Source organism: Pandoraea fibrosis, assembly GCF_000807775.2.
Classification (GTDB): domain Bacteria; phylum Pseudomonadota; class Gammaproteobacteria; order Burkholderiales; family Burkholderiaceae; genus Pandoraea; species Pandoraea fibrosis.
Genome location: NZ_CP047385.1, coordinates 2,735,220 through 2,754,786 on the forward strand (window position 1 = coordinate 2,735,220; position 19,567 = coordinate 2,754,786).

General features: G+C 64.1%; 16 protein-coding genes. 10 read left to right on the forward strand and 6 right to left on the reverse strand.

The features are described 5' to 3' along the window. Nucleotides 1–2 precede the first annotated feature (2 nt). A complete protein-coding gene (locus PI93_RS12185) occupies nt 3–269 on the forward strand; it encodes a hypothetical protein (protein ID WP_039371246.1) in 267 nt (88 codons plus the stop codon). Nucleotides 270–398: 129 nt separating this feature from the next. On the opposite strand, the gene PI93_RS12190 is transcribed toward PI93_RS12185, so the two are convergent. Next, entirely contained in the window at nt 399–1,025 is a 627-nt protein-coding gene (locus PI93_RS12190; protein WP_039371249.1) for a hypothetical protein, read from the reverse strand. A 680-nt stretch (nt 1,026–1,705) separates the two neighbouring features. Here PI93_RS12190 and PI93_RS12195 point away from each other — a divergent pair. Beyond that, a complete protein-coding gene (locus PI93_RS12195) occupies nt 1,706–3,061 on the forward strand; it encodes an MFS transporter (protein ID WP_039371253.1) in 1,356 nt (451 codons plus the stop codon). A 175-nt stretch (nt 3,062–3,236) separates the two neighbouring features. Next, nucleotides 3,237–4,445 carry a multidrug effflux MFS transporter gene (locus tag PI93_RS12200; RefSeq protein ID WP_039371610.1) on the forward strand — a complete coding sequence of 403 codons (1,209 nt, stop codon included), beginning with the start codon at nt 3,237–3,239 and terminating at the stop codon, nt 4,443–4,445. A 62-nt stretch (nt 4,446–4,507) separates the two neighbouring features. On the opposite strand, the gene PI93_RS12205 is transcribed toward PI93_RS12200, so the two are convergent. After that, on the reverse strand, nt 4,508–6,868 hold the full coding sequence (locus PI93_RS12205; RefSeq protein ID WP_039371255.1) for a cytochrome P450/oxidoreductase: 2,361 nt from the start codon (nt 6,866–6,868) through the stop codon (nt 4,508–4,510). A gap of 432 nt (nt 6,869–7,300) precedes the next feature. Between PI93_RS12205 and PI93_RS12210 the strand changes: the two genes are divergently transcribed. The 3 genes from PI93_RS12210 to PI93_RS12220 all read left to right on the forward strand — a co-directional run bounded on the left by PI93_RS12210 (nt 7,301) and on the right by PI93_RS12220 (nt 10,938). After that, nucleotides 7,301–8,104 carry an IclR family transcriptional regulator gene (locus tag PI93_RS12210; RefSeq protein WP_039371614.1) on the forward strand — a complete coding sequence of 268 codons (804 nt, stop codon included), beginning with the start codon at nt 7,301–7,303 and terminating at the stop codon, nt 8,102–8,104. A gap of 237 nt (nt 8,105–8,341) precedes the next feature. Then, on the forward strand, nt 8,342–9,205 hold the full coding sequence (locus PI93_RS12215) for a 4'-phosphopantetheinyl transferase family protein (protein WP_039371258.1): 864 nt from the start codon (nt 8,342–8,344) through the stop codon (nt 9,203–9,205). Nucleotides 9,206–9,333: 128 nt separating this feature from the next. Next, the gene (locus PI93_RS12220) at nt 9,334–10,938 is read left to right on the forward strand and encodes an ABC transporter substrate-binding protein (protein WP_052240713.1); all 1,605 of its coding nucleotides are present in this window, start codon (nt 9,334–9,336) and stop codon (nt 10,936–10,938) included. Between the two features lie 57 nt (nt 10,939–10,995). Here the strand turns inward: PI93_RS12220 and PI93_RS12225 are convergent, their stop codons facing one another. From PI93_RS12225 to PI93_RS12240, 4 genes are read right to left on the reverse strand one after another with little or no spacing between them, the layout of a single operon-like run. After that, nucleotides 10,996–11,886 (reverse strand): NAD(P)-dependent oxidoreductase, encoded by an 891-nt coding sequence (locus PI93_RS12225; RefSeq protein WP_039371262.1) that lies wholly within the window; start codon nt 11,884–11,886, stop codon nt 10,996–10,998. After that, the gene (ilvD, locus tag PI93_RS12230) at nt 11,883–13,628 is read right to left on the reverse strand and encodes a dihydroxy-acid dehydratase (RefSeq protein ID WP_039371265.1); all 1,746 of its coding nucleotides are present in this window, start codon (nt 13,626–13,628) and stop codon (nt 11,883–11,885) included. Before ilvD ends, PI93_RS12225 begins: the two co-directional genes overlap by 4 nt. A gap of 48 nt (nt 13,629–13,676) precedes the next feature. Further along, the gene (locus tag PI93_RS12235) at nt 13,677–14,456 is read right to left on the reverse strand and encodes an SDR family NAD(P)-dependent oxidoreductase (RefSeq protein ID WP_039371267.1); all 780 of its coding nucleotides are present in this window, start codon (nt 14,454–14,456) and stop codon (nt 13,677–13,679) included. Further along, the gene (locus PI93_RS12240; RefSeq protein WP_039371271.1) at nt 14,453–15,781 is read right to left on the reverse strand and encodes an MFS transporter; all 1,329 of its coding nucleotides are present in this window, start codon (nt 15,779–15,781) and stop codon (nt 14,453–14,455) included. Before PI93_RS12240 ends, PI93_RS12235 begins: the two co-directional genes overlap by 4 nt. Nucleotides 15,782–16,061: 280 nt before the next feature. Here PI93_RS12240 and PI93_RS12245 point away from each other — a divergent pair, with 280 nt between their 5' ends. The 4 genes from PI93_RS12245 to PI93_RS12260 all read left to right on the forward strand — a co-directional run bounded on the left by PI93_RS12245 (nt 16,062) and on the right by PI93_RS12260 (nt 19,552). Beyond that, on the forward strand, nt 16,062–17,027 hold the full coding sequence (locus PI93_RS12245) for a LysR family transcriptional regulator (protein ID WP_039371273.1): 966 nt from the start codon (nt 16,062–16,064) through the stop codon (nt 17,025–17,027). A gap of 397 nt (nt 17,028–17,424) precedes the next feature. Beyond that, nucleotides 17,425–18,006 (forward strand): hypothetical protein, encoded by a 582-nt coding sequence (locus PI93_RS12250; RefSeq protein ID WP_158453267.1) that lies wholly within the window; start codon nt 17,425–17,427, stop codon nt 18,004–18,006. A 414-nt stretch (nt 18,007–18,420) separates the two neighbouring features. Continuing rightward, a complete protein-coding gene (locus tag PI93_RS12255) occupies nt 18,421–19,224 on the forward strand; it encodes a MetQ/NlpA family ABC transporter substrate-binding protein (protein WP_039371276.1) in 804 nt (267 codons plus the stop codon). Between the two features lie 166 nt (nt 19,225–19,390). After that, nucleotides 19,391–19,552 carry a hypothetical protein gene (locus PI93_RS12260; RefSeq protein WP_158453268.1) on the forward strand — a complete coding sequence of 54 codons (162 nt, stop codon included), beginning with the start codon at nt 19,391–19,393 and terminating at the stop codon, nt 19,550–19,552. Nucleotides 19,553–19,567 lie beyond the last annotated feature (15 nt).

Here is a 19,567-nt window from a genome sequence, read left to right on the forward strand (position 1 = left end):
ATATGACTGATTCGTATCATTTTTCGTGGCGTTACGTCAGCAATACGCCACCAGGGCGTCCGTTCGAACTGGCCGGGGCGATCACGCCGCGTGCCGACGAACGCTTTGACGGGGCCGTCGATGCTTATTGCGATGGGCACTATATCGGCCGTTGCGAGTTCTCGAGTATCGACGCGCACGACGCGTCTGAAGCGGCGGAGCAAATCCGAAAACGCATCGAGGTTCGCATCGAAGATCGCGTCGCCCGCGAAAACGCAACGTCGCACTGACGTCTGCACGCCGATTTTCCCTCCTGAGCGCCAGGCATCGAATCACGTTGAAGGCCACGCCAGGCGTTGCGCGTGGCCCAACATCAATGCGCGTATCAAACGCTTGCCGTGTCCACGGCAGGTGGTCGTTCAGCGCCAGCGATAGCAGCAGCGTCCCCCCCAGCCACCCCAGCCGCGTCCCCAAGAAAACGAAAACGATACGTTGCTAACCCAGGGCGACGGGCCGAACGCCGGGTAAACCGGTGCGTAAGCCGAATACACCGGATAGGCCGTGTAAGCCGTGTAAGCAGGGTAGGCCGAATACGCGGGGTATGCCGGGTACGTCGAATAGGTCGCGTAGCCTGGGGCCTGTCCATAGGGGACGTTCGCTGATGGAGCCCGCGACGTCGGCGGCGGCACATAATCGAGCGGCACCGGCGAGCCGTTCGGATAAACGGGCGCTCGCGGCGTCTGCTGCGCCGGCGGCCGGTAATCCGGTGGCACGGGCGAACCATTCGGATAGCTTTGACGTGCCGCGGTGCCAGCCGCCGGCGGGGGCAACGTCGAAGACGGGGCGACCGGCGTGGCAGAGACGTTCGGCGTTGGCACCGGCGCGCTCGACACGTCGACGGCACCGGGCGCCCCCGGCGCGGCACGCATCGCTTGCGGTGCGACAGGGCTCGGAGAGAGCGCGAGTGCACCGCCCGGATACTGCACGACATAGCAGCCGGCGAGCGGCAAAACACAAAGCAGGGTGGCGAGTGGCACGAGTTTCATGGAAACGAGTGTAGCGCAGGAGGGCGTGGCTTCAGCGATGTCGGCGCCGCGCTTGCCTTACGGTCTATTGCCGCGGGCGCAGGGCTGGGCAGGAACGACAGGCAAAAAAAACGGCCAGCAATTTGCTGGCCGTGAAATCCACCAGGAGGAGGTGGAGGAGACAGGTGCAACTATATCAGGGAAATCCCTAGACGGGTTAACCTTTGCTGAAAAAATATGTAGAAAAACCACAAGTGCGACAATTCGTCGCTTTTTTGCCTACCGATCTCTCAATTTCCCGCCCCGTGCCCCGCCCCGCATAGCGTTTGGGTGTATTGCCCAAACGTCATTCCATTCTCCATATGGAGAAAAACCACAGATCCCCGCGCGACAGCGCGCCCCAAAACGACGCAGGCCCCCTCCGGTGTCGTTCGGATCGTTGCGCGCAGCGGGGCACGCATCCCCCGGGAATCTAAGTGTTAACACCAAGCATTGAATTACGTTCGGCGATATAAACTTCCGCAAAGCGTAATTTTGTGTGTGTGAGACCTTGGCAATCCCAAACGCCGACCCGACGCACGAAATGCCCTGCATGCCCGACCGGGGCAGCGTGGGTGCCTGGCATGAGGCAACGACTGGAGAAGCCGGCGCCTCGACCGGGTACGCAATGACACGAAGTTGCGAGAACGTTTGGAGACAGGATGAAAGCAGCAGATGTGAATGTGGGCAATCTGATCGACAACAGTCGACTGGGCGCCTATCAGTGGTGGGTGATCGCGTTGTGCGCGATGTGCCTGGTGGTGGACGGTTTCGACGTTCAGGCCATGGGCTACGTCGCACCGGTGGTGATCCGCGAGTGGGGCATCGCCAAGGAAACGCTCTCGCCGGTATTTGGCGCAGGGCTGTTCGGCATGCTGGTCGGGTCGCTCACGTTCTCGGCGCTGGCGGACAAGCTGGGGCGTCGCCCGGTGCTGATCGGCGCGACGCTGTTCTTCGCCGTGTGCATGATCTTCACGGGCTTCGCCAACACGATCACGGAGTTGGTCGTCTGGCGTTTTGTCGCGGGTCTGGGGCTGGGTTGCATCATGCCGAACGCCATGGCGCTGGCCGGCGAGTACAGCCCGCGACGCATTCGTGTGTCGCTCATGATGATGGTGTCGTGCGGTTTCACGCTGGGCGGTGTGGTCGGTGGCCTCATCACGGCCGCGATCATCCCGAGTCTGGGCTGGCGTGCGGTGTTCTTCATCGGCGGTGCCATTCCGCTGGTGCTCGGCGTGCTGATGTGGATTTCGCTGCCCGAATCGATTCAATTCCTGATGTTCAAGAAGAGTGACCGCGTGCGTATTCGCAAGCAGTTGCTGCGCGTGTCGCCCAGCGCCAACGTGCCGGTCGACGCCAACTTCGTGCTCGATGAGCAGAAGGCGAAGGGCGTGCCGTTCATCGAACTGTTCCGGGACGGCCGCGCGCGCGTGACGGTGCTGCTCTGGGTCATCAACTTCGCCAACCTGCTCGACATGTATTTCCTGTCGAACTGGCTGCCGACGGTGATTCGTGATGCCGGCTATTCCACGCAGGTTGCTGTGATGGCGGGCACTGCCTTGTGGGCCGGTGGCGTGATCGGTACCTTGCTGCTTGGCCGGGTGATCGACCGCGTGGGCTTTACCAGCGTGCTGGCGGTCACGTTCCTGATTGCCATTGCGGCAACGGCGGCGATCGGGAATCCGGTGGTGATGGTGTCGATGGTCGCGGTGTTCGTCGCTATCTTCTTCGCGGGCTTTTCGATCATCGGCGGGCAACCGGCGCTCAACGCGCTGGCCGCAACCTACTACCCGACGTCGTTGCGCTCCACGGGCATCGGCTGGAGCCTCGGTATCGGCCGGATCGGCTCGGTGCTCGGCCCTGTGCTCGGCGGTGCACTGATGCATCTGCAGTGGTCGTCGTCGTCGCTGTTCCTCGCGGCGGCGGTGCCGGCATGCGTGTCGCTGATCGGCGTGTTGGCGATTGCCCGCACGCAGCGCAGCGACGGAGGCAACCTGCGCACGGCAACGGCCAGCTAACCTCACTGACGGCGGTGTTTCGCGTCCACAGACCGCGTCATAAGCAGCGGTTAAGGGTCCGATAACCATCGAGTATGAAAGTGCGACGCCCGCCGGCGGTATCATGGCGGGCGTCGTTGTTTTCGCGGCGTTTCCTACGGCGCGGCAGGGCTCGCGCCGAATCATCACAACGATAATGACAACGACGTCCGAACTCTCTCCTGCGTTGCCGTCCGAGCGTGTGTTGCTCGGCATTCTCGGCCTGTTCATGATGATCGCGCCGGCGTCCACCGACATGTATCTGCCGGGGCTCGTGACGATGCGTCACGAGCTGGGCGCAAGTGCTGCGGCCACGCAGCTCACGCTGTCGTACTTCTTCCTCGGTTTCGCTTTCGGGCAACTCGTCTGGGGGCCGCTCGCGGATCGCTTCGGGCGTCGCCGGCCGATGGCGGCGGGGATTGCGCTATACATCTTCGGCTCGATCGGCTGTGCGTTTGCCGACAGCATGGATCACATGATGATGTGGCGTTTCGTGCAGGCACTCGGGGGATGCGCCATGCCGGTCATTGCCCAGGCCATCGTGCGCGACGTCTATGGGCCACGCAACAGCGCGCGCGCCTTTTCGATCATGTTGCTGGTGATGAGTGTGGCGCCGATCGTGGCGCCGCTCATCGGCGGACAGATGCTGCGCTTCACCACGTGGCGGGTGATCTTCGGCATTCTCGCCATGTTCGGCGTGGTGGCGATGTTAGCCTTGTGGCGTTTGCCTGAAACCGGCGCCGTGCATGCGCGCCAGACGGGCGGACCGCGCGCCGTGGTGGCGTCGTACCTGCACCTGCTGCGCGATCCGCATTTCGTCGGCTACATGGTGGCGGGCGGGGCGGTCTTCGGCGCGTCGTTCACCTACATTACCGGCACGCCGCTGGTGTACATGGAGTACTTCCACGTTTCGCCGCAGTTCTTCGGGGTGCTCTTCGGCATCAACATCGTCGGCATGGCTTCGGTGACGATGTTCAACTCACGCCGCGTGGGGCAGATCGGTCCCTATCGGTTGATGCGCATCGGCATCATCGGGTGCGCGATCGTCACGTCGGTGCTGTGTGCGACGGTGTGGCTCGGGGTCGCCTTGCTGCCGGTGATGGTCGCGTTGCTGTTCCAGTTCATGTCGCTGCGCGGCATCATCACCGCGAATTCGGTGGCAGGGGCGTTGGCCAATCATCCGACGCGGGCCGGCGCGGCAGCGGCGCTCGTCGGCAGCGTGCAATACGGCTTCGGCTTCGCTGCGGGCGGTTTGCTGGGCTGGCTCAACGACGGTTCTCCGCGTCCACTCGCGACGGTCATGTGCGGATTCGCGGTGCTGGCGCTCATCGCGCTGCTGACGATGCTGCGCAAGCCTCAGCACTGAGAAAAAAAGGGGCGCAGTGATGAACTGCGCCCCTTCGTGTTTCCGTCATCGGATGCGGCTGCTTACAGTGCCAGCACCAGTTTCTTGCCACAGGCGCGCGAGCAGCACGACATCATCTTCGTGTTCGCGTCGCGCTCAGTGCGTGTGAGCACCACGTCGCGGTGATCCACGTCGCCCTCCAGCACCTGCACTTCGCACGATCCGCACAGCCCTTCCTCGCAGTCGCTCTGCACGTCGATATTCGCCGCGCGCAGTGCCGTGAGCAAGGTCTGATCCGCCGGCACCGTGACCGTAATGCCCGAATCCTTGAGCGTGACCTCGAACGCATGCTCCTTCTCGGGGTCCAGTGTGCCCAGCTGCGACTGGAAGTGCTCGACGCGCAACGTGTCCTCCGGCCAGTGCGTGCAGCATTGCGCCAGACTATCGAGCATGCGCACCGGGCCACAGGCATACACCTGCGTGCCTTCCTGCGGCGTGGCGAGCAGACGGGCGTAGTCGGCGCGCTGCCCCTCGTCCTTCACCCACAGATGCAGACGCTCGCCATGCAGCGTCTGAAGCTCGTCGATCAGCGCCATCGTGCGACGGCTACGGCCGCTGTAATGGATGTCGTAGTCGATGCCCAGCGCCTTCGCACGTCGTGCCATGGCGGCGATCGGCGTTATCCCGATGCCTCCCGCCACGAAGATCGCACGCGATGTCGTTTCATCGAGACGGAAGTGATTGCGCGGGCCGCGAATGCGCAACCGGTCGCCGATGTTCACTTGCGTGTGGACCCAGTTCGAGCCGCCTCGGCCCTCGGGCTCGTGCAGCACGGCGATCTCGAAGGCGCTGGCGTCCAACGGGTCGCCGCACAGCGAATACTGGCGCGAGAGCCCCGTCTCGCCGCATTCGATGTCGATATGCGAGCCCGGTGCCCAGCGCGGCATGGCGCGGCCGTCCGGCGCAACGAGACGAAGTTTGACGATACCCTCTGCGACCGGGGTGACCGACTCGACCACCACCGGACGCGTCACGCTATGTCCCGACGGTTCACCGATGCGCACAGGCGATTGGCGGGTCAGGACGGTGGCGTCGTGTCGCTCCGGATTCTGTGCCGGGTCCCATTCGACCCAGACATGTTCAGGGCCGCGGAACGACGTATTCGGCACATACGTGAACGACTGCTCCGCGAGTTTCATGTGCGGCAGGCGGCGGGTGAATTCCTCGAGGAAAATCTGCATTTCCATGCGCGCGAGGTTCTTGCCCATGCACTGGTGCGAGCCGTAACCGAACGTGAGCTGATCGCTGGCATTTTCGCGGCGAATGTCGAACAGGTCGGCATCGGCGAAGTGTGCTTCGTCATGGTTGGCGGACGACGTGACGATCAGCAGCTTCGAGCCTGCCGCAATGTCGATACCGCCGATGTTCACGTCCTTCGTGGCCAGGCGACGCCATGCGGCGACCGAACCGTTGTGACGCAGACACTCTTCTACGGCGTTCGGAATCAGCGACGGGTCTTCGCAGATCTCGCGCCAGACGTCCGGGTGCTGAAGCAGCAGTTTCATCGCGTTGGCAGTGGCATTGGCCGTCGTCTCGTGCGCCGCCACGATGCCTGCCATCATCATCGAATGCAGATACGAATCGGTGACGACTTCCGGGTAATCCTTCTGCTTGCGAATGCCGTACTGCATCCAGCCCGGGCCATCCGGGTTCTGACGCATCTTGTCGAGAATCTTGCCCGCAAGTTGCCAGAAGTTGCCCACCGCGTGGGCCACGGCGACTTGCTCTTCGGGCTTCGGGCGTCCCCATGTGTTGACGGTGTGCGCGATGGAGTACTCGCGCAACTTGTCCATGTCCTCTTCGGGCACGCCGAGGAAGTGCAGCGCCACGGTGAGCGGCACTTCCCACAGCATCTGATCGACGAGATCGGCGCGACCATCGTTGATGAAGCGGTCGACGTACTCGCGCGCAAGTTGGCGCACCAGCGGCTCGTGATGCTTGAGATGCTCGGGCGTGAACGGCTCCATCAACACGCGACGACGCGGCATGTGCGCCGGTTCGTCTTCATTGACGAGCGTGCGGTTCAGGGCAAATCCGTAAGACGCGAGCACGGCATTCGCTTCCGGTCCCGTCGGGGTAATCTTTTCCAGCGCAATCGACGGGCTGAAGGTGATGTTGTCGCGGAAGATCGCCTTGATGTCGTCGTATCGCGTCACCACCCAGTAGCCGAGCTTCGGGCTGTAGAACACCGGCTCCTGATCGCGCGCCCAGCGCACGTATTCCGGCGGGTCTTGCTGGTAGCCGTCTTCAAACGGATCGAATTCCGCGGCGCGTGCGCTCACCGGGCAGCCGTTAGGCGCCTTGGCTGGGGTGGTCTGATGAAACGGGCAGCCGCCGGCGCTTGCGGCGGTGGTGTCGGGGGTGGGGGAAATCGTTTGGCTCATCCGTTCACGCTCTCTGGGTCGGGTGCGGCAACGGCCGTGCAGGGCTCGCGGCGACACACGCAATGAAACAAGTGTAGAGGAGCGGCTCGCGACTGGGCAGCGTGTGCGTGATCGCACGGACACCCGAGTGTGGCGGGACGTCTCCTCATCCCGATGTGATAGGCCCCGGTTCGCGCAGGGTGACTGACAACCTCGCGCCCGGAGAGCGTTCACATTCTCTGAATCTGTTAAGCGTAAATATAATACGCATTGCGTAAATTAGTGGACTGGGGTTAACCTCTAGAGCGAGCAATGGCGGGCGACAGCGATTTGCATCATAAAATCTCGCCGATGACCACTAGCAAACGACCTACAGCAGGCCGCCCGCGTAACGCGGCTGCGCCTTCCGACGTGACGGACAGCCTCGCGGCGTCCGACACCGATGCCAACGACATGCCGCGTGAGCGCGGTCGCCGACAACGTGTCCAGTCAGCCGAAACCGGCATGGTCGTGCTCAAGGGACTGGCCCGTCTGGGCGGGCGCGCGAGCCTCACCGCCCTGGCGTTGCATGTGCAGCAAAGTCCCGCCAAGGTGCATCGCTATCTGATGAGTCTGGTGGAAGAGGGCCTCGTCGCGCAGGACGCCGACTCGCAGCACTATCATCTCGGGCTCGAAGCGATGCTTATCGGCGTGGCCGCCATGCGGCAGGCCGATCCGGTGCGGGCAGCCGAGCCGGCGCTCGTGCGTCTGCGGGAAGCGTTCGACGTCACCTGCTTCATCGCCGTCATGGGCAACAAGGGGCCGACCATCGTGCGATTCGAAGAGCCGGGTCTGCCGGTGACGATCAACGTGCGCATTGGTTCTGTCATGTCGGTGCTCTGGTCGGCGGCCGGCCGGGTCTTCCTCGGTCTGCTCGACGATCCGCAAGTGCTGGCGATGGCCGAAGCCGAACTGGCACACGCGTCGCCGGATCACCGTGCACAGCTTGATGCGACGGATCCGATTGGCGCCCTCCGGGCGTCGGTGCGTGCAGCGCAGGGTGCAAGCGTTCGCGACACCAACCTCACGGGCATTAGCGCATTGGCCGCGCCCGTCTTCAACTATGACGGGCGCCTCGTCGGCGTCATCACGGCATTGGGCGCGACTGGCGGATTCGACGCCAGAATGGATGGCCCCATTGGCGAAGCCGTGCGCCGCGAAGCGCTGGCGGCCAGTCATTCGCTGGGGTATCGTCCGCCGCTGCCCGCCAGCGCCTGATCCGTCGGCGGTTCCCAAGCCGCCGTCCGCCCACGGCAGCCGCATGGGCGGCTGCCCTCCATATGGCATCTCATTGGCCCATCGTCACACCCATTTCAGCGCGTTTCTGATGCGTCCTCCCATGGATCCTTGTGCTATTATTTGATAATGATTCTCATTATCAAATAACCGGCCGCCGATGCCTTTGCGAGCACACGCAAGAATCGTCATCGGAGACCTCGCCTGTGGAGGTCGTCAATGCTGATGTTGAAACGAACGGTGGATCCGACGCCGCGCGTCGCGTCGATTCCAACGCCTTCCATGACGTACTTGCCACTAGGGCAGTTCGGTCAGGGGACGCGCAAGCTGACCGGTGGCGCGCAGCATCGCGCGTTGGCCAGCAGCGATCGGGAAGCGGCGGCGTCTCCCGGCGGGCCCGCTTTTCCGCAATGCAGTGTCGACGAGCTGTGGCTGTGGCGTTTTCTGCTCGCCGGGCGTCCGTTCGGCGCGACGGGGGCTGCGGCTGGCGGGCCTGACGATGGCGCAACGTGGTTGTCGAGCGCGGAGCATGCGCTCGCGCGCCGTCTGCCGCGCCCGCAGATGCGCCATCGCTTTCTGTCGGAGCGGATCGCATTGCGCTGGATCTTCGGCCGCTGGTTCCATTGCTCTCCCCCGCAAGCCCCTGTTCCCACGCCTGCGCCCGGCGGCTCGCCGCTCGAATGCGACGGACCGCACGGCAAGGTGTGGGTCGATATGGCGCACGCGGGATTGTGGCTGTTCGTTGCCATGGGGCAGGGCCCGGTGGCACTGGCTGCGCATGCGCCGACACCGGTCGGGACGGATGGACCGGACGGCATGGCGCGGATGAGTGCACAACCGGGCGACCCGTTCGCCGTGGCGCGCGACGCCGCGCATCGCTCATGTCTGGCGCGGCTGGCGGGCGAGGGGGAAGCGCTGGCGTCGGGGGCGGCGATGCCGTTGTTGGCGCATCCTTATGCGAGCGTGCCGTATGCGGGCCGCACACGGTATCTGTACGACATGTCGGTCAGCTCCCGGTTGACCGTGGTGGTCGCGCGCGACAGCATCGTCCACCGCATGCGGGCCTTCGGTTGGCAGAACTGACGTTCGGCTTCGGGATTCGTGACTTCGGATATATGCATATGGGCCCGTGCAAAGGCAGTTATCCTGAATTTGCGCTATTCTGATCCGCTGTTTTTTCAATCGTCATCGACTTCCTGGAGAAGAAGCTCATGCGCCGTCGCTCGCGTCGTAATCTCGCTGCAGTTCTGACTGTCCTTTCCCTGCCGTTGGTGCCTCTCCTGGCGCACGCAAAACCGTTGACCGTATGCACCGAAGCCAGCCCTGAAGGTTTCGACGTCGTGCGCTACAACTCGCTTACCACGACCAACGCCTCCGCCGATCCGGTGTTCAACCGTCTCGTTGAGTTCGATGCCGCGCAGGCGAAAGTCGTGCCGAGTCTGGCGACCAAGTGGGAAGTCAGCCCTGATGGCCTGACGTACACGTTCACGCTGCGTCCGAATGTGAACTTCCATAGCAACGACCTGTTCAAGCCGACGCGCGCCTTCAATGCCGACGACGTCGTCTTCACGTTCGATCGCATGCTCAACGACAACGCACCGTGGCACAAGCTCACGCCGTCGGGCTTCCCGCATGCGCAATCGCTCTCGCTGGGCAAGTTGATCAAGTCGGTACAGAAGGTTGACGACAATACGGTGCGTTTCACGCTGTCCGAGCCGGATGCGGTGTTCCTCTCGATGCTGTCGATGGGGTTCGCATCGATTTATTCGGCCGAGTACGCGGACAAGCTCATCGCGGCCAGCAAGACGGATGAGCTGAATGCGCGTCCGATCGGCACGGGGCCGTTCGTTTTTCGCAGCTATCAGAAGGACAGCGTCGTTCGCTACGACGCGAACACGTCGTACTTCGGCGGCAAGCCGGCTTCGGAACGCCTGATCTACACGATCGTGCCCGATGCCGCCGTACGCGCCCAGAAGGTCAAGGTCGGCGAGTGCCAGATCGCGCTCTCGCCGAAGCCGCTCGACGTGCAGGCCGCGCGCGGCGACAAGGCGCTCAAGGTCGTGGAAACGCCCGCGTTCATGACGGCGTTCGTCGCCATCAACACGCAGCACAAGCCGTTGAACGACGTGCGTGTGCGTCAGGCGCTGAATCTGGCGTTCGACAAACCGAGTTACGTCAAGCAGGTCTTCGAGGGCACGGCCACACCGGCGGTCAATGTGTATCCGCCGAACACGTGGAGCTATGCGAAGACCGTGGCGGACTATCCGCACAACATCGAGAAAGCGAAGAAGCTGCTTGCCGATGCCGGCTTCCCGCAAGGTTTCGAAACGACGATCTGGACGCGTCCTGCCGGCAGCCTGCTCAATCCGAACCCGCGTGTGGGCGCCGAGATGCTGCAAAGCGATCTGGCGAAGATCGGCGTGAAAGCGCAAATCAAGACCGTGGAGTGGGGGGAGTTGATTCGCCGCGGCAAGGCCGGCGAACACGACTTGCTGTTCATGGGCTGGTCGGGGGATAACGGCGACCCCGATAACTTCCTCACGCCGCAGTTCAGCTGCGCGGCCGTCACGTCGGGCACGAACTTCGCGCGCTTCTGCGACGCCAATCTCGACAAGCTGATCAGCGACGGCAAGCGCACGGCCGATGTCGCCACGCGCACGGCCAAGTATCAGGCGGCGCAGAAGACGATCAAGGACGACGCGCTGTGGATTCCGCTGGCCCATCCGACGGCCTCGGTGATTACGCGCTCGGACGTGTCGGGCTATCAGGTGAGCCCGTTCGGCCGCCAGAACTTCGCCACCGTGCAGGTCAAGTAAGCCTTACGTGAGGCTGGCCATGCTCGACAATGGGCATGGCCAGCCTCATGCACACGATCACCCTTGCGGCGAACTCTCTGCTTCGCCGATCCGGAAAATCTGAGACAGATCCCAATCCGCCATGCCGCGTTGCGCGGCGTCACTCAGCAGACGACGCACCTCCGGCAGCACGCGCTGCACCGTAGCGCTTGTGTGAGCCAGTTCTGCAATCGCATCGAGATCCTTGAGCATCACGCGAACCGTGCCGGTGGCATGCGCCGGCGGGGTCACCATGCGCGGCCACAACGTTTGCAGCAGCACGGAATCGGCCCAGCCGCCTTGCAGTGCCGACGGTACGGCCGACGTGTCGATGCCGCTGCGCTTGGCGAGCAGGAACGCCTCGGCGAGCCCTGCGAGCGTGGTGGCGACGATGGCCTGATTGGCGAGCTTGGTGGTCTGGCCTGCGCCGGTCTCGCCCATGCGTGTGACGCGTGAAGCAAATGCGCGCAGCACCGGCGTGACCGCTTCGATCGCCTGCGCCGGGCCGCCGGCCATGATGGCGAGCGTGCCGGCCTCGGCGCCCGCTGTGCCACCGGACACCGGTGCGTCGATCCACACACTGCCGGTCGCCTCATGCCAGCGCCTGGCGAGCGTGCGCGTCAATGCGGGCGAGAGCGTCGAATGGTCGACGAGAAAGCGCGGCGGCGGGCTCGCGTGCACGAGCCCATGCTCGCCGAACACCACGTCTTCCACGGCCTTGCCGTCGCCAAGGCAGAGCAGGGCGATGTCGACGCATTCGCCGAGCGCCTGTGGCGTGACGCAGGCCATGGCGCCAGCATCGGTCAGGGCCGTCAGCTTGGCCGCCGAACGGTTCCAGACGGCGACCTCGTGTCCGGCGGCCAGCAGCCGCTGCGTCATGGGTTCGCCCATGCGGCCGATGCCGCAAAAGCCTACGCGTGGGGTAGTCATCGATTCGGGTCCTTGTCGGTTGACGTCTCCCCGAGTAACGCTTCGTAAGGCCATTGCACGGCCCCCGAATGCGTGACGGCGCCCAGCTTGGCCGGGCGCACGAGGGCTTCGTACTTCTCGAGCACGCCACCCAGACGTCCGCGCACGAACGGCGGCGTTTGTGCCGCCCGCGCGGCGAGCGCCTCGTCGGAGAGTTCGACGTCGAGCTTACCCTTGATGGCGTCAATGTGGATACGGTCGCCGTCGCGCAGCAAACGGATCGGTCCGCCGGCCGCCGCTTCCGGGCCAACGTAGCCGATGCACATGCCGCGCGTCGCCCCGGAGAAGCGCCCGTCAGTGAGCAGCGCCACCTTTTCACCCATGCCCTGCCCGTAGATCGCCGCCGTCACACTGAGCATTTCACGCATGCCGGGCCCGCCCTTGGGGCCTTCGTTGCGAATGACCAGCACATCGCCCTCGCGATACGTGCCTGCCGCGACCACGGCCATGCAGTCCTCCTCCGTTTCGAAGACACGCGCGGTGCCGGAGAAGACCAGTTGCTTGAGCCCGGCTGTTTTCAGTGCGGCGCCATCGGGGGCGAGGTTGCCGCGCAATACGACCAGTCCGGCGTTCGGCGAGAGCGGTTCGGTGTGCGGCTTGACGACGCGGCCGTCCGGGCCGGGAAACGCCCGTAGCGCAGCGTCGAGCGTCTCGCCACTCTGTGTGAGCGTGTCGCCATGAATGTAGCCGCCTGCAAGCAGCGCGTTGAGGACAGCGGGCACCCCGCCAACATGATGCAGGTCGACTGCCAGATAGCGGCCACCAGGCTGCATGTCGCCGATGAGCGGTGTGCGGGCGAGCACTTCGGAGACGTCGTCGAGCGTGAAGGAAATGCCGGCTTCATGCGCGATCGCAGGGATGTGCAGCATGGCGTTGGTCGAGCCGCCAGTGGCGGCCACGGCCGCGCAGGCGTTTTCCAGACTCTTGCGCGTGACCAGATCGCGCGGCAGCGGCCCGCCATTGCGCAGGGCGCGCATGACGTTCTCTCCCGCGCGCCGGGCGATGGCAATGCGCTCGCTATACACCGCCGGCACCATCGCCGAGCCCAATGGCGCGAGACCGAGCACTTCCGCGACCATCGCCATCGTGTTCGCGGTGAATTGTCCCGGGCACGAACCGGCGGTCGGCGTGCAGCGCTTTTCAACGCCGAGCAACGTCTCGGCGCTCATGTCGCCGCGTTGCGCCGCACCGACCGCTTCGATGGCCGTGAGGATTGTGGCTTGCGTGCCGTCCGGCGCCACGCCCGGCAGCATCGCGCCGCCGAACAGAAACACCCCGGGGACATTCACCCGCACCATGCCCATCAGAATGCCGGGCAGTGTTTTGTCGCAACCGGCCACGCCGACGAGGGCGTCGTAACAGTGCGCGCGCACGAACAGCTCGACGCTGTCGGCAATCGTCTCGCGCGAGACCAGCGAGAAGCGCATGCCCGAGTGATTCATCGAGGTGCCGTCCGACACCGAGATCGCCGAGCCGCGAATCGGCACGCCGCCCCCGGCCGCCACGCCCAGCCGGACGTTGTCCGAAATCTGGTTCAGCGACATGGAGCAGGGCGTGTTTTCGCCAAAAGTGTCGACAATCGCGACGAACGGTTTGTCGATGGCGGCGTCGTCCAGACCGGTGGCGCGCAGAAACGCGCGGTGCGGCGTGCGCGTCACGCCTTCGGTCACCGTGCGTGAACGGTGTTTGTGCAGATCTGTCATGGGGACTTCCTTATGTTGTTTCTCGCCTGATGCGTCCGATGCTGTCGCTCAGGTGTTCAGCAGCAAACCGTTTTCGATGGCGAGCACCTGACCGGTCATCGCCGGTGCGTGGGCCGCGAGGAACCAGGCGAGGTCGGCGATTTCCGACGGCTGCGAGACGCGCTTGAGCGGCGCGTTCTCGCGCATGCCGTCGACTACGCGGGCGTAAGCGTCGTCGCCGAGCACCCGTCGCAGCAAGCCGTCGTCGACCATGCCCGGCGCGATGGCGTTCACGCGTACATGCGGGGCGAGATTGCGCGCGAGCGAGAGCGTGAGCGAGTTGACGGCGCCCTTGGACGCGGCATAGGCGATCGACGACCCGGTGCCGTTGAGCGACGCCAGCGACGAAATGTTGATCACGGCGGCCGACGAAGCCCCCGCAGAGCGTTCGCGCAGCAACGGTGCGGCGGCACGCGTCATCTGGAACATGCCGATCAGGTTGACGCGGTAAATGCGCTCGAATTCGACGTCGTCGATGGCGTCGAGGTCGCCGTGCGGGATCACGCGCGTGGTGCCCGCGCTGTTCACGAGTGCGTCGAGCCGTCCCCACTGCGCGCCGACGGCGTTCGCCATGCGACGGCATGCGGCGTCGTCGCCGACGTCGGCATCAATGACGAGCGTTTGCGCACCGGCGTCGCGGCATTGCGCGGCGACCGACTCCGCCGCAGCGCGGGTGCTGTCATCGAAGTTATTGATGGCCACGGCCCAGCCATCGCGGGCGAAGCGCAGGGCAGTGGCGGCGCCGATGCCGGTAGCGGCGCCGGTCACGAGGCAGACGGGAAAACTCATGCGTGACTCCGTTGTGGCTTGAGCGACAGCACGATGCAGGCGCCGCCGATCAACGCACACGCCAGCACGATCATGCCGGGCAGCAGTTGGCCGGTGCTGTCCTTGAGAAAGCCGATGACATATGGGCTGACGAAGCCCGCCAGATTGCCGGTCGAGTTGATCAGCGCGATGGCCGCTGCCGCACCGGCGCCGCCCATCATGGCCGTGGGAATGCCCCAGAAGACCGGCGCAATCGAATTGATACCGATGGCCGCGACGATGAGTGCTGCCATCGACCACCACAAATGTTGTGCGAGCAACACCGAGGCCAGCATGCCGGCCGCGCCCAGCAAACAGCACACAGCGACATGCACACGGCGTTCGTTACGACGGTCCGCGTGGCGCGCCACGAGAATCATGGCAACGGCGCTCACGAGCGAGGGCACGGCGGAGAGCAACCCGATGTTGCCCAGGTTGGCGACGCCGGCCGCGCGGATCATCGTCGGCAGCCAGAACACGAGACCGTAATTGCCCATCGCGATACAGAAGTACAGCAGACCGAGCAACCAGACCTTGCCGTTACCGAACACCTCGCGCACGCTCTGATGCGCGCGGGTGCTGTCGTCGGCCGCGAGATCCTGCGCGAGCAGACGCTTCTCGTCTGCGCTCAGCCACTTCACTGCTTCGATGCGGTCCTGCAACACGAAGAAGGCGGCGATCCCGACGAATAGCGAGGCGATGCCTTCGATCAGAAACAGCCATTGCCAGCCAGCGAAGTCGTGCAGGCCGCCAAAGCGTTGCATGATCCAGCCGGACAGCGGCCCCCCGATGGCGCCGGACACCGGAATCGCCACCATGAACAGCGCGATGATCTGCGAGCGTTTGTTCGAGGGAAACCACTTCGAGAGATACAGCACGATGCCGGGGAAGAAACCGGCTTCGGCCACGCCAAGCAGGAAGCGCAGCACGTAGAACGACATCGGGCCCTGCGTGAACATCGTCAGGCAGGAGATGATCGACCAGGTGACCATGATGCGCGCGATCCACATGCGTGCGCCGACGCGATGCAGGATCAGGTTGCTCGGCACTTCGAAAATGAAGTAGCCGAGGAAGAACACGCCCGCGCCGGCCCCGTAGACGGTTTCGGACAACGACAGGTCCGCGAGCATCTCCAGTTTTGCGAAGCTCACGTTCACGCGGTCGATGTACGCGACGATGAAGGCGAGAAAGAGGAACGGGATGATGTGCCAGGTCAGCTTGCGATACAGCGCGTCGCGCTGCGTCGGGTCCAGGGCGGCATTCGCGCCGGCATGCGGCCGCGCGCCGCCGGAAAGGGACGTGCTCATGGGTGTTGTCTCCGTGGATGCGTGCCATTCGGCACGTCGAGTTATTGGGCAGCGTGGCGCACGTTCGGTTATGCGGTGGCGGCTCGATGAGGAACGGCAAGGGGCCATTCCCGACTGAGCGATACGCCATGAGGCTGCCCGCGCGACAGTGCTGCTCGATCGAAGGGTAAGGCGTGGGCAGGCGCAACGGCAAATCACACTTTGCGCTCGCGACATTACCATTTGGTTATGATGTTGGCGTTCTGCCCTTGCCCAACGCTACGGACTCTTCACGCCCGCCATGTCAACGACCGATACCTCGATAGAACGCTTTTTCCGCAGCGGCCTGAAGCTGGGCCATCTGCGCATACTGGTGACGTTGGGGGAATTGCGGCAGGTCACGCGCGTGGCGGCGGCGTTTCACGTCACGCAGCCGGCAATTTCCAAGCAGATCGCGGAGATTGAAGAGGCGTTGGGCGCTCCGGTCGTGCGACGCGTGGGAAATGCTGTCGAGCTGACCGGCATCGGGCGTGTGCTCGTCGAGCGAGGCCGAGAGATTCTCCGGCAGATCGAGCTGGCGCGACGTGATGTCAGTGCGCTGAGCGCCGGCACGGCGGGGCATGTGCGCTTCGGTGCCGTGGTCACGATTCCCCAACCGTTGATCGCGCATGCGGTCGAGTTGTTCACACGGCGCGCACCGAATGCGTCGTTCTCCTTCGTGGAAGCCACGCTCGACCGTCTGCTCAAAATGATGGACGAGGGCAATCTCGATCTGGCGCTCGGACGCAATCGCGTGACCGGTCACTTGCCCGTCATGCGCCATGAATCGCTGCACCATGAGCCGTTCGTGTTTGTGGTCGGCACGCGGCATCCGCTGGGCGGGCACGACACTGCCGACAGGCCGGTCACCTGGGACGATTTGCAGGACGTTCGCTGGATCACACCGATGCGTGGATCGCCCGCGTTTGCGACGATGGTGGAAATCCTCGCCGAACATGGGGTGACGTTGCAGCGTCCGGCGATCGAGTCGAGTTCGTTGGCATTGAATCTCGCGTTGCTGCGAGGCGGCGATTTTGTCTCGATCCTGCCACTGTCACTTGCCCGGCGTTATGTGCAGCGCGGTTCGATGCGTGTGCTGCCGCTGCCGCCACTCGGCCCCTTGGGCGAGGCGATTCTCTACTGGCGCGAAGACACCACCACCCCTGCCGCGCAGCTCTTCGCCGCGTGTTTGCGTGAGTCCTCGGCCGAACTGATCGACGCGAACTGAGGCGATTGGCATGTTTGGCGCCGCTGTCCCTCGACACTGCCTGGCGCGCATGCGTTGCGCGGCGGCGCTTCGTGGAACGGCTTTGCGTTGTAAGCGTTTCAAGAACGATACATTTTCGGCGGGTGGCGCTTCGGTGTCTCGCAAATTGAGTTATTAGTTTCTTTTAAATCAATTGGTTAGGTCGTCTGGCACGGAATTCGCGTATGTGAATCGTGTATGGCGAAGCGCCAACCCGGAATTTCCGCAGGCAGTTGGCAAGGTGTCCCTGTGCATCAACGCACGGGCCGGCCCGCTATTGCCCGCGTTTTTCGCTGATGCGCTTACGTCGTAACGCAGAACCTTCTGGCGGGGGTCTGTGTGTTCCGAAGTGAGGGTACGCGTGCGCGGGGAGGGGACCATGAACGGGTTCAAGGCGACTTTGGTGGGAGCAGCGGCGGTAGCCATGCTGTGTGGTGTTTCGATCGACGCGTCGTATGCCGCCGGAGGTGGCGGTGGGCGCGGTGGCGGAGGCGGTATCGGTTTCGGTGGCGGCGGTGGATTGGGGGGACTTGGCGCGTTCGGCGGCCCGGGCGGGACAGGAACGGGGGTAGGTGTCGGTGTCGGGATCGGCGGTGCCGGCGGCTGCGGTTGCGGTAGCCACGGCGGCGGCCCCGGTGGTGGTCCTGGCGGTGGTCCCGGTGGCGGCCCCGGCGGTGGTCCCGGTGGCGGCCCCGGCGGCGGCCCCGGCGGTGGACCCGGCGGTGGACCCGGTGGTGGCCCTGGCGGTGGCCCCGGCGGCGGAGGAACTGGGGGTGGCCCTGGCGGCGTTGGCGCCAGCAGTGGCGGAGGTGGGGGCGTGGGTGCCTCCGGTCCTGGCGGACGCGGCATTGGTGGCTCGGCCGGTGGTAACGGGCTTGCCGCCTTCGGTGGTCCCAGCGGTTTCGGCGGTGGTGGGGGATGTGCAATGAACGGCCAGAACGGCGAGGAGCCGTGCCCCTGAGCCAGTCGTGGGCAGCCTGCACGCGCTCGGCACGGCGCGTGCAGGGTCTGTTCTGCAATGCAACGGTATAGCGAGTCTCACAGGTTGATCGTCGGTTCCTGATGCGACCGGCTGGCGGCGGTTGCTGCCAGCCGTGCCACCCCCCCGGCCCGTGATCAGGTTGTTCTCCCGGCGACGAGCCCCCTCGGTGAACCGAGGGGGCTTTTTTTATCATTTGCCCTGGCTATCGAAACGAGTGGGGGATATGGAAATGCCGATTATGTATTTCGCGTAAACCCGCATCTGTGGCAGCATCCGGGGTCTGGGTTGCGAGAGGGGCCGAGGGCTCCCCGTCACCGCTGCGGGCTCATCAGGCTCGCGTGATATCGAACAGGCGCTCAACAGGCGTCACATAAGCAAAAGGAGAATTTGCACATGCTGTCCCGTCAACTGATTAACGCGTTCCTCGGCGCTACGTTTGCGCTGGCATCCCTCGGCGCCACGGCCCAGACGGCCGACAAGCCCCTGAAGGTCGGCACGATGGCCGGCTCGGACGCGCAGATCTTCGAAGTCGTGAAGAAGGTTGCGCATCAGCGTGGCCTCGAAATCAAGATCATCGAGTTCAGTGACTACGCACAGCCGAACGCCGCGCTCGACGCGGGCGACCTGGACGCCAACGGCTTCCAGCACAAGCCGTTCCTCGACAGCCAGATCAAGGATCGCGGCTACAAGATCGTGAGCGCTGGCCTTACCTATGTTTCGCCGCTGGGCTTCTATTCGAAGAAATTCAAGTCGCTCAAGGATCTGCCGAACGGCGCGAAGGTCGGTATCCAGAACGACCCGTCGAATGGCAATCGCGCGCTGCTTCTGTTGCAAAAGGAAGGCCTGATCAAGCTGCGTGCCGGTCTGGAAGGCAAGAATGCCACGCCGCTGGACATCGCCGAGAACCCGAAGAAGCTGAAGATCGTGGAACTCGAAGCTGCCCAATTGCCGCGCGCACTGCCGGATCTGGACGCCGCGTCGATCAACACGAACTTCGCAGCGCAAGCCGGTCTGGTGCCGCAGCGTGACGCCATCGCCATCGAAGATCTGAAGGGCCCGTATGCCAACCTGATCGCGGTGCGCGTGCAGGACGCGAACAAGCCGTGGGTCAAGCAACTGGTCGACGCCTATCACTCGGACGAAGTGAAGAAATTCATCGAAACGCAGTTCAAGGGTGCGCTGATTGCGACGTGGTAAGCACTGAAACCGCTTTCGATGCGCATGATGCGCATCGTTCGAGGTCCATGAAGAACCGGGGTTTCGACCCCGGTTTTTTTATGCCGTCCGGGTGTCGAGATCGGGACGCAGGTATGAAAACGGTTGACTAGAATGGAAGCATCATCCGGACCGACAGGAGGCCGCCATGTCCATGCTCAACGTTTCGATGATGCTTGTGGCGCTGCTCGTCGGCTTCGCCATCGGTATGGTTGTCGATCACTTCTGGGTGACGCATCACGACGAGCCGGCTGAACACAAGCGCCTGGACTGGCACGCGATGTGGGACCGCATCCGTCACCAGCATTGACAAGCGTTTTAGGCT

Excerpts from the sequence above, each read along its gene's own strand:
- PI93_RS12225 (WP_039371262.1), bottom strand. The coding sequence starts at position 11,886 with ATGACTACCCCACGCGTAGGCTTTTGCGGCATCGGCCGCATGGGCGAA.
- PI93_RS12205 (WP_039371255.1), bottom strand. The coding sequence starts at position 6,868 with ATGAGCCAAACGATTTCCCCCACCCCCGACACCACCGCCGCAAGCGCC.
- PI93_RS12250 (WP_158453267.1), top strand. The coding sequence starts at position 17,425 with ATGAACGGGTTCAAGGCGACTTTGGTGGGAGCAGCGGCGGTAGCCATG.
- PI93_RS12255 (WP_039371276.1), top strand. The coding sequence starts at position 18,421 with ATGCTGTCCCGTCAACTGATTAACGCGTTCCTCGGCGCTACGTTTGCG.
- PI93_RS12200 (WP_039371610.1), top strand. The coding sequence starts at position 3,237 with ATGACAACGACGTCCGAACTCTCTCCTGCGTTGCCGTCCGAGCGTGTG.
- PI93_RS12240 (WP_039371271.1), bottom strand. The coding sequence starts at position 15,781 with ATGAGCACGTCCCTTTCCGGCGGCGCGCGGCCGCATGCCGGCGCGAAT.
- ilvD (WP_039371265.1), bottom strand. The coding sequence starts at position 13,628 with ATGACAGATCTGCACAAACACCGTTCACGCACGGTGACCGAAGGCGTG.
- PI93_RS12220 (WP_052240713.1), top strand. The coding sequence starts at position 9,334 with ATGCGCCGTCGCTCGCGTCGTAATCTCGCTGCAGTTCTGACTGTCCTT.
- PI93_RS12210 (WP_039371614.1), top strand. The coding sequence starts at position 7,301 with ATGCCGCGTGAGCGCGGTCGCCGACAACGTGTCCAGTCAGCCGAAACC.
- PI93_RS12185 (WP_039371246.1), top strand. The coding sequence starts at position 3 with ATGACTGATTCGTATCATTTTTCGTGGCGTTACGTCAGCAATACGCCA.
- PI93_RS12245 (WP_039371273.1), top strand. The coding sequence starts at position 16,062 with ATGTCAACGACCGATACCTCGATAGAACGCTTTTTCCGCAGCGGCCTG.
- PI93_RS12195 (WP_039371253.1), top strand. The coding sequence starts at position 1,706 with ATGAAAGCAGCAGATGTGAATGTGGGCAATCTGATCGACAACAGTCGA.
- PI93_RS12260 (WP_158453268.1), top strand. The coding sequence starts at position 19,391 with ATGTCCATGCTCAACGTTTCGATGATGCTTGTGGCGCTGCTCGTCGGC.
- PI93_RS12215 (WP_039371258.1), top strand. The coding sequence starts at position 8,342 with ATGCTGATGTTGAAACGAACGGTGGATCCGACGCCGCGCGTCGCGTCG.
- PI93_RS12235 (WP_039371267.1), bottom strand. The coding sequence starts at position 14,456 with ATGAGTTTTCCCGTCTGCCTCGTGACCGGCGCCGCTACCGGCATCGGC.
- PI93_RS12190 (WP_039371249.1), bottom strand. The coding sequence starts at position 1,025 with ATGAAACTCGTGCCACTCGCCACCCTGCTTTGTGTTTTGCCGCTCGCC.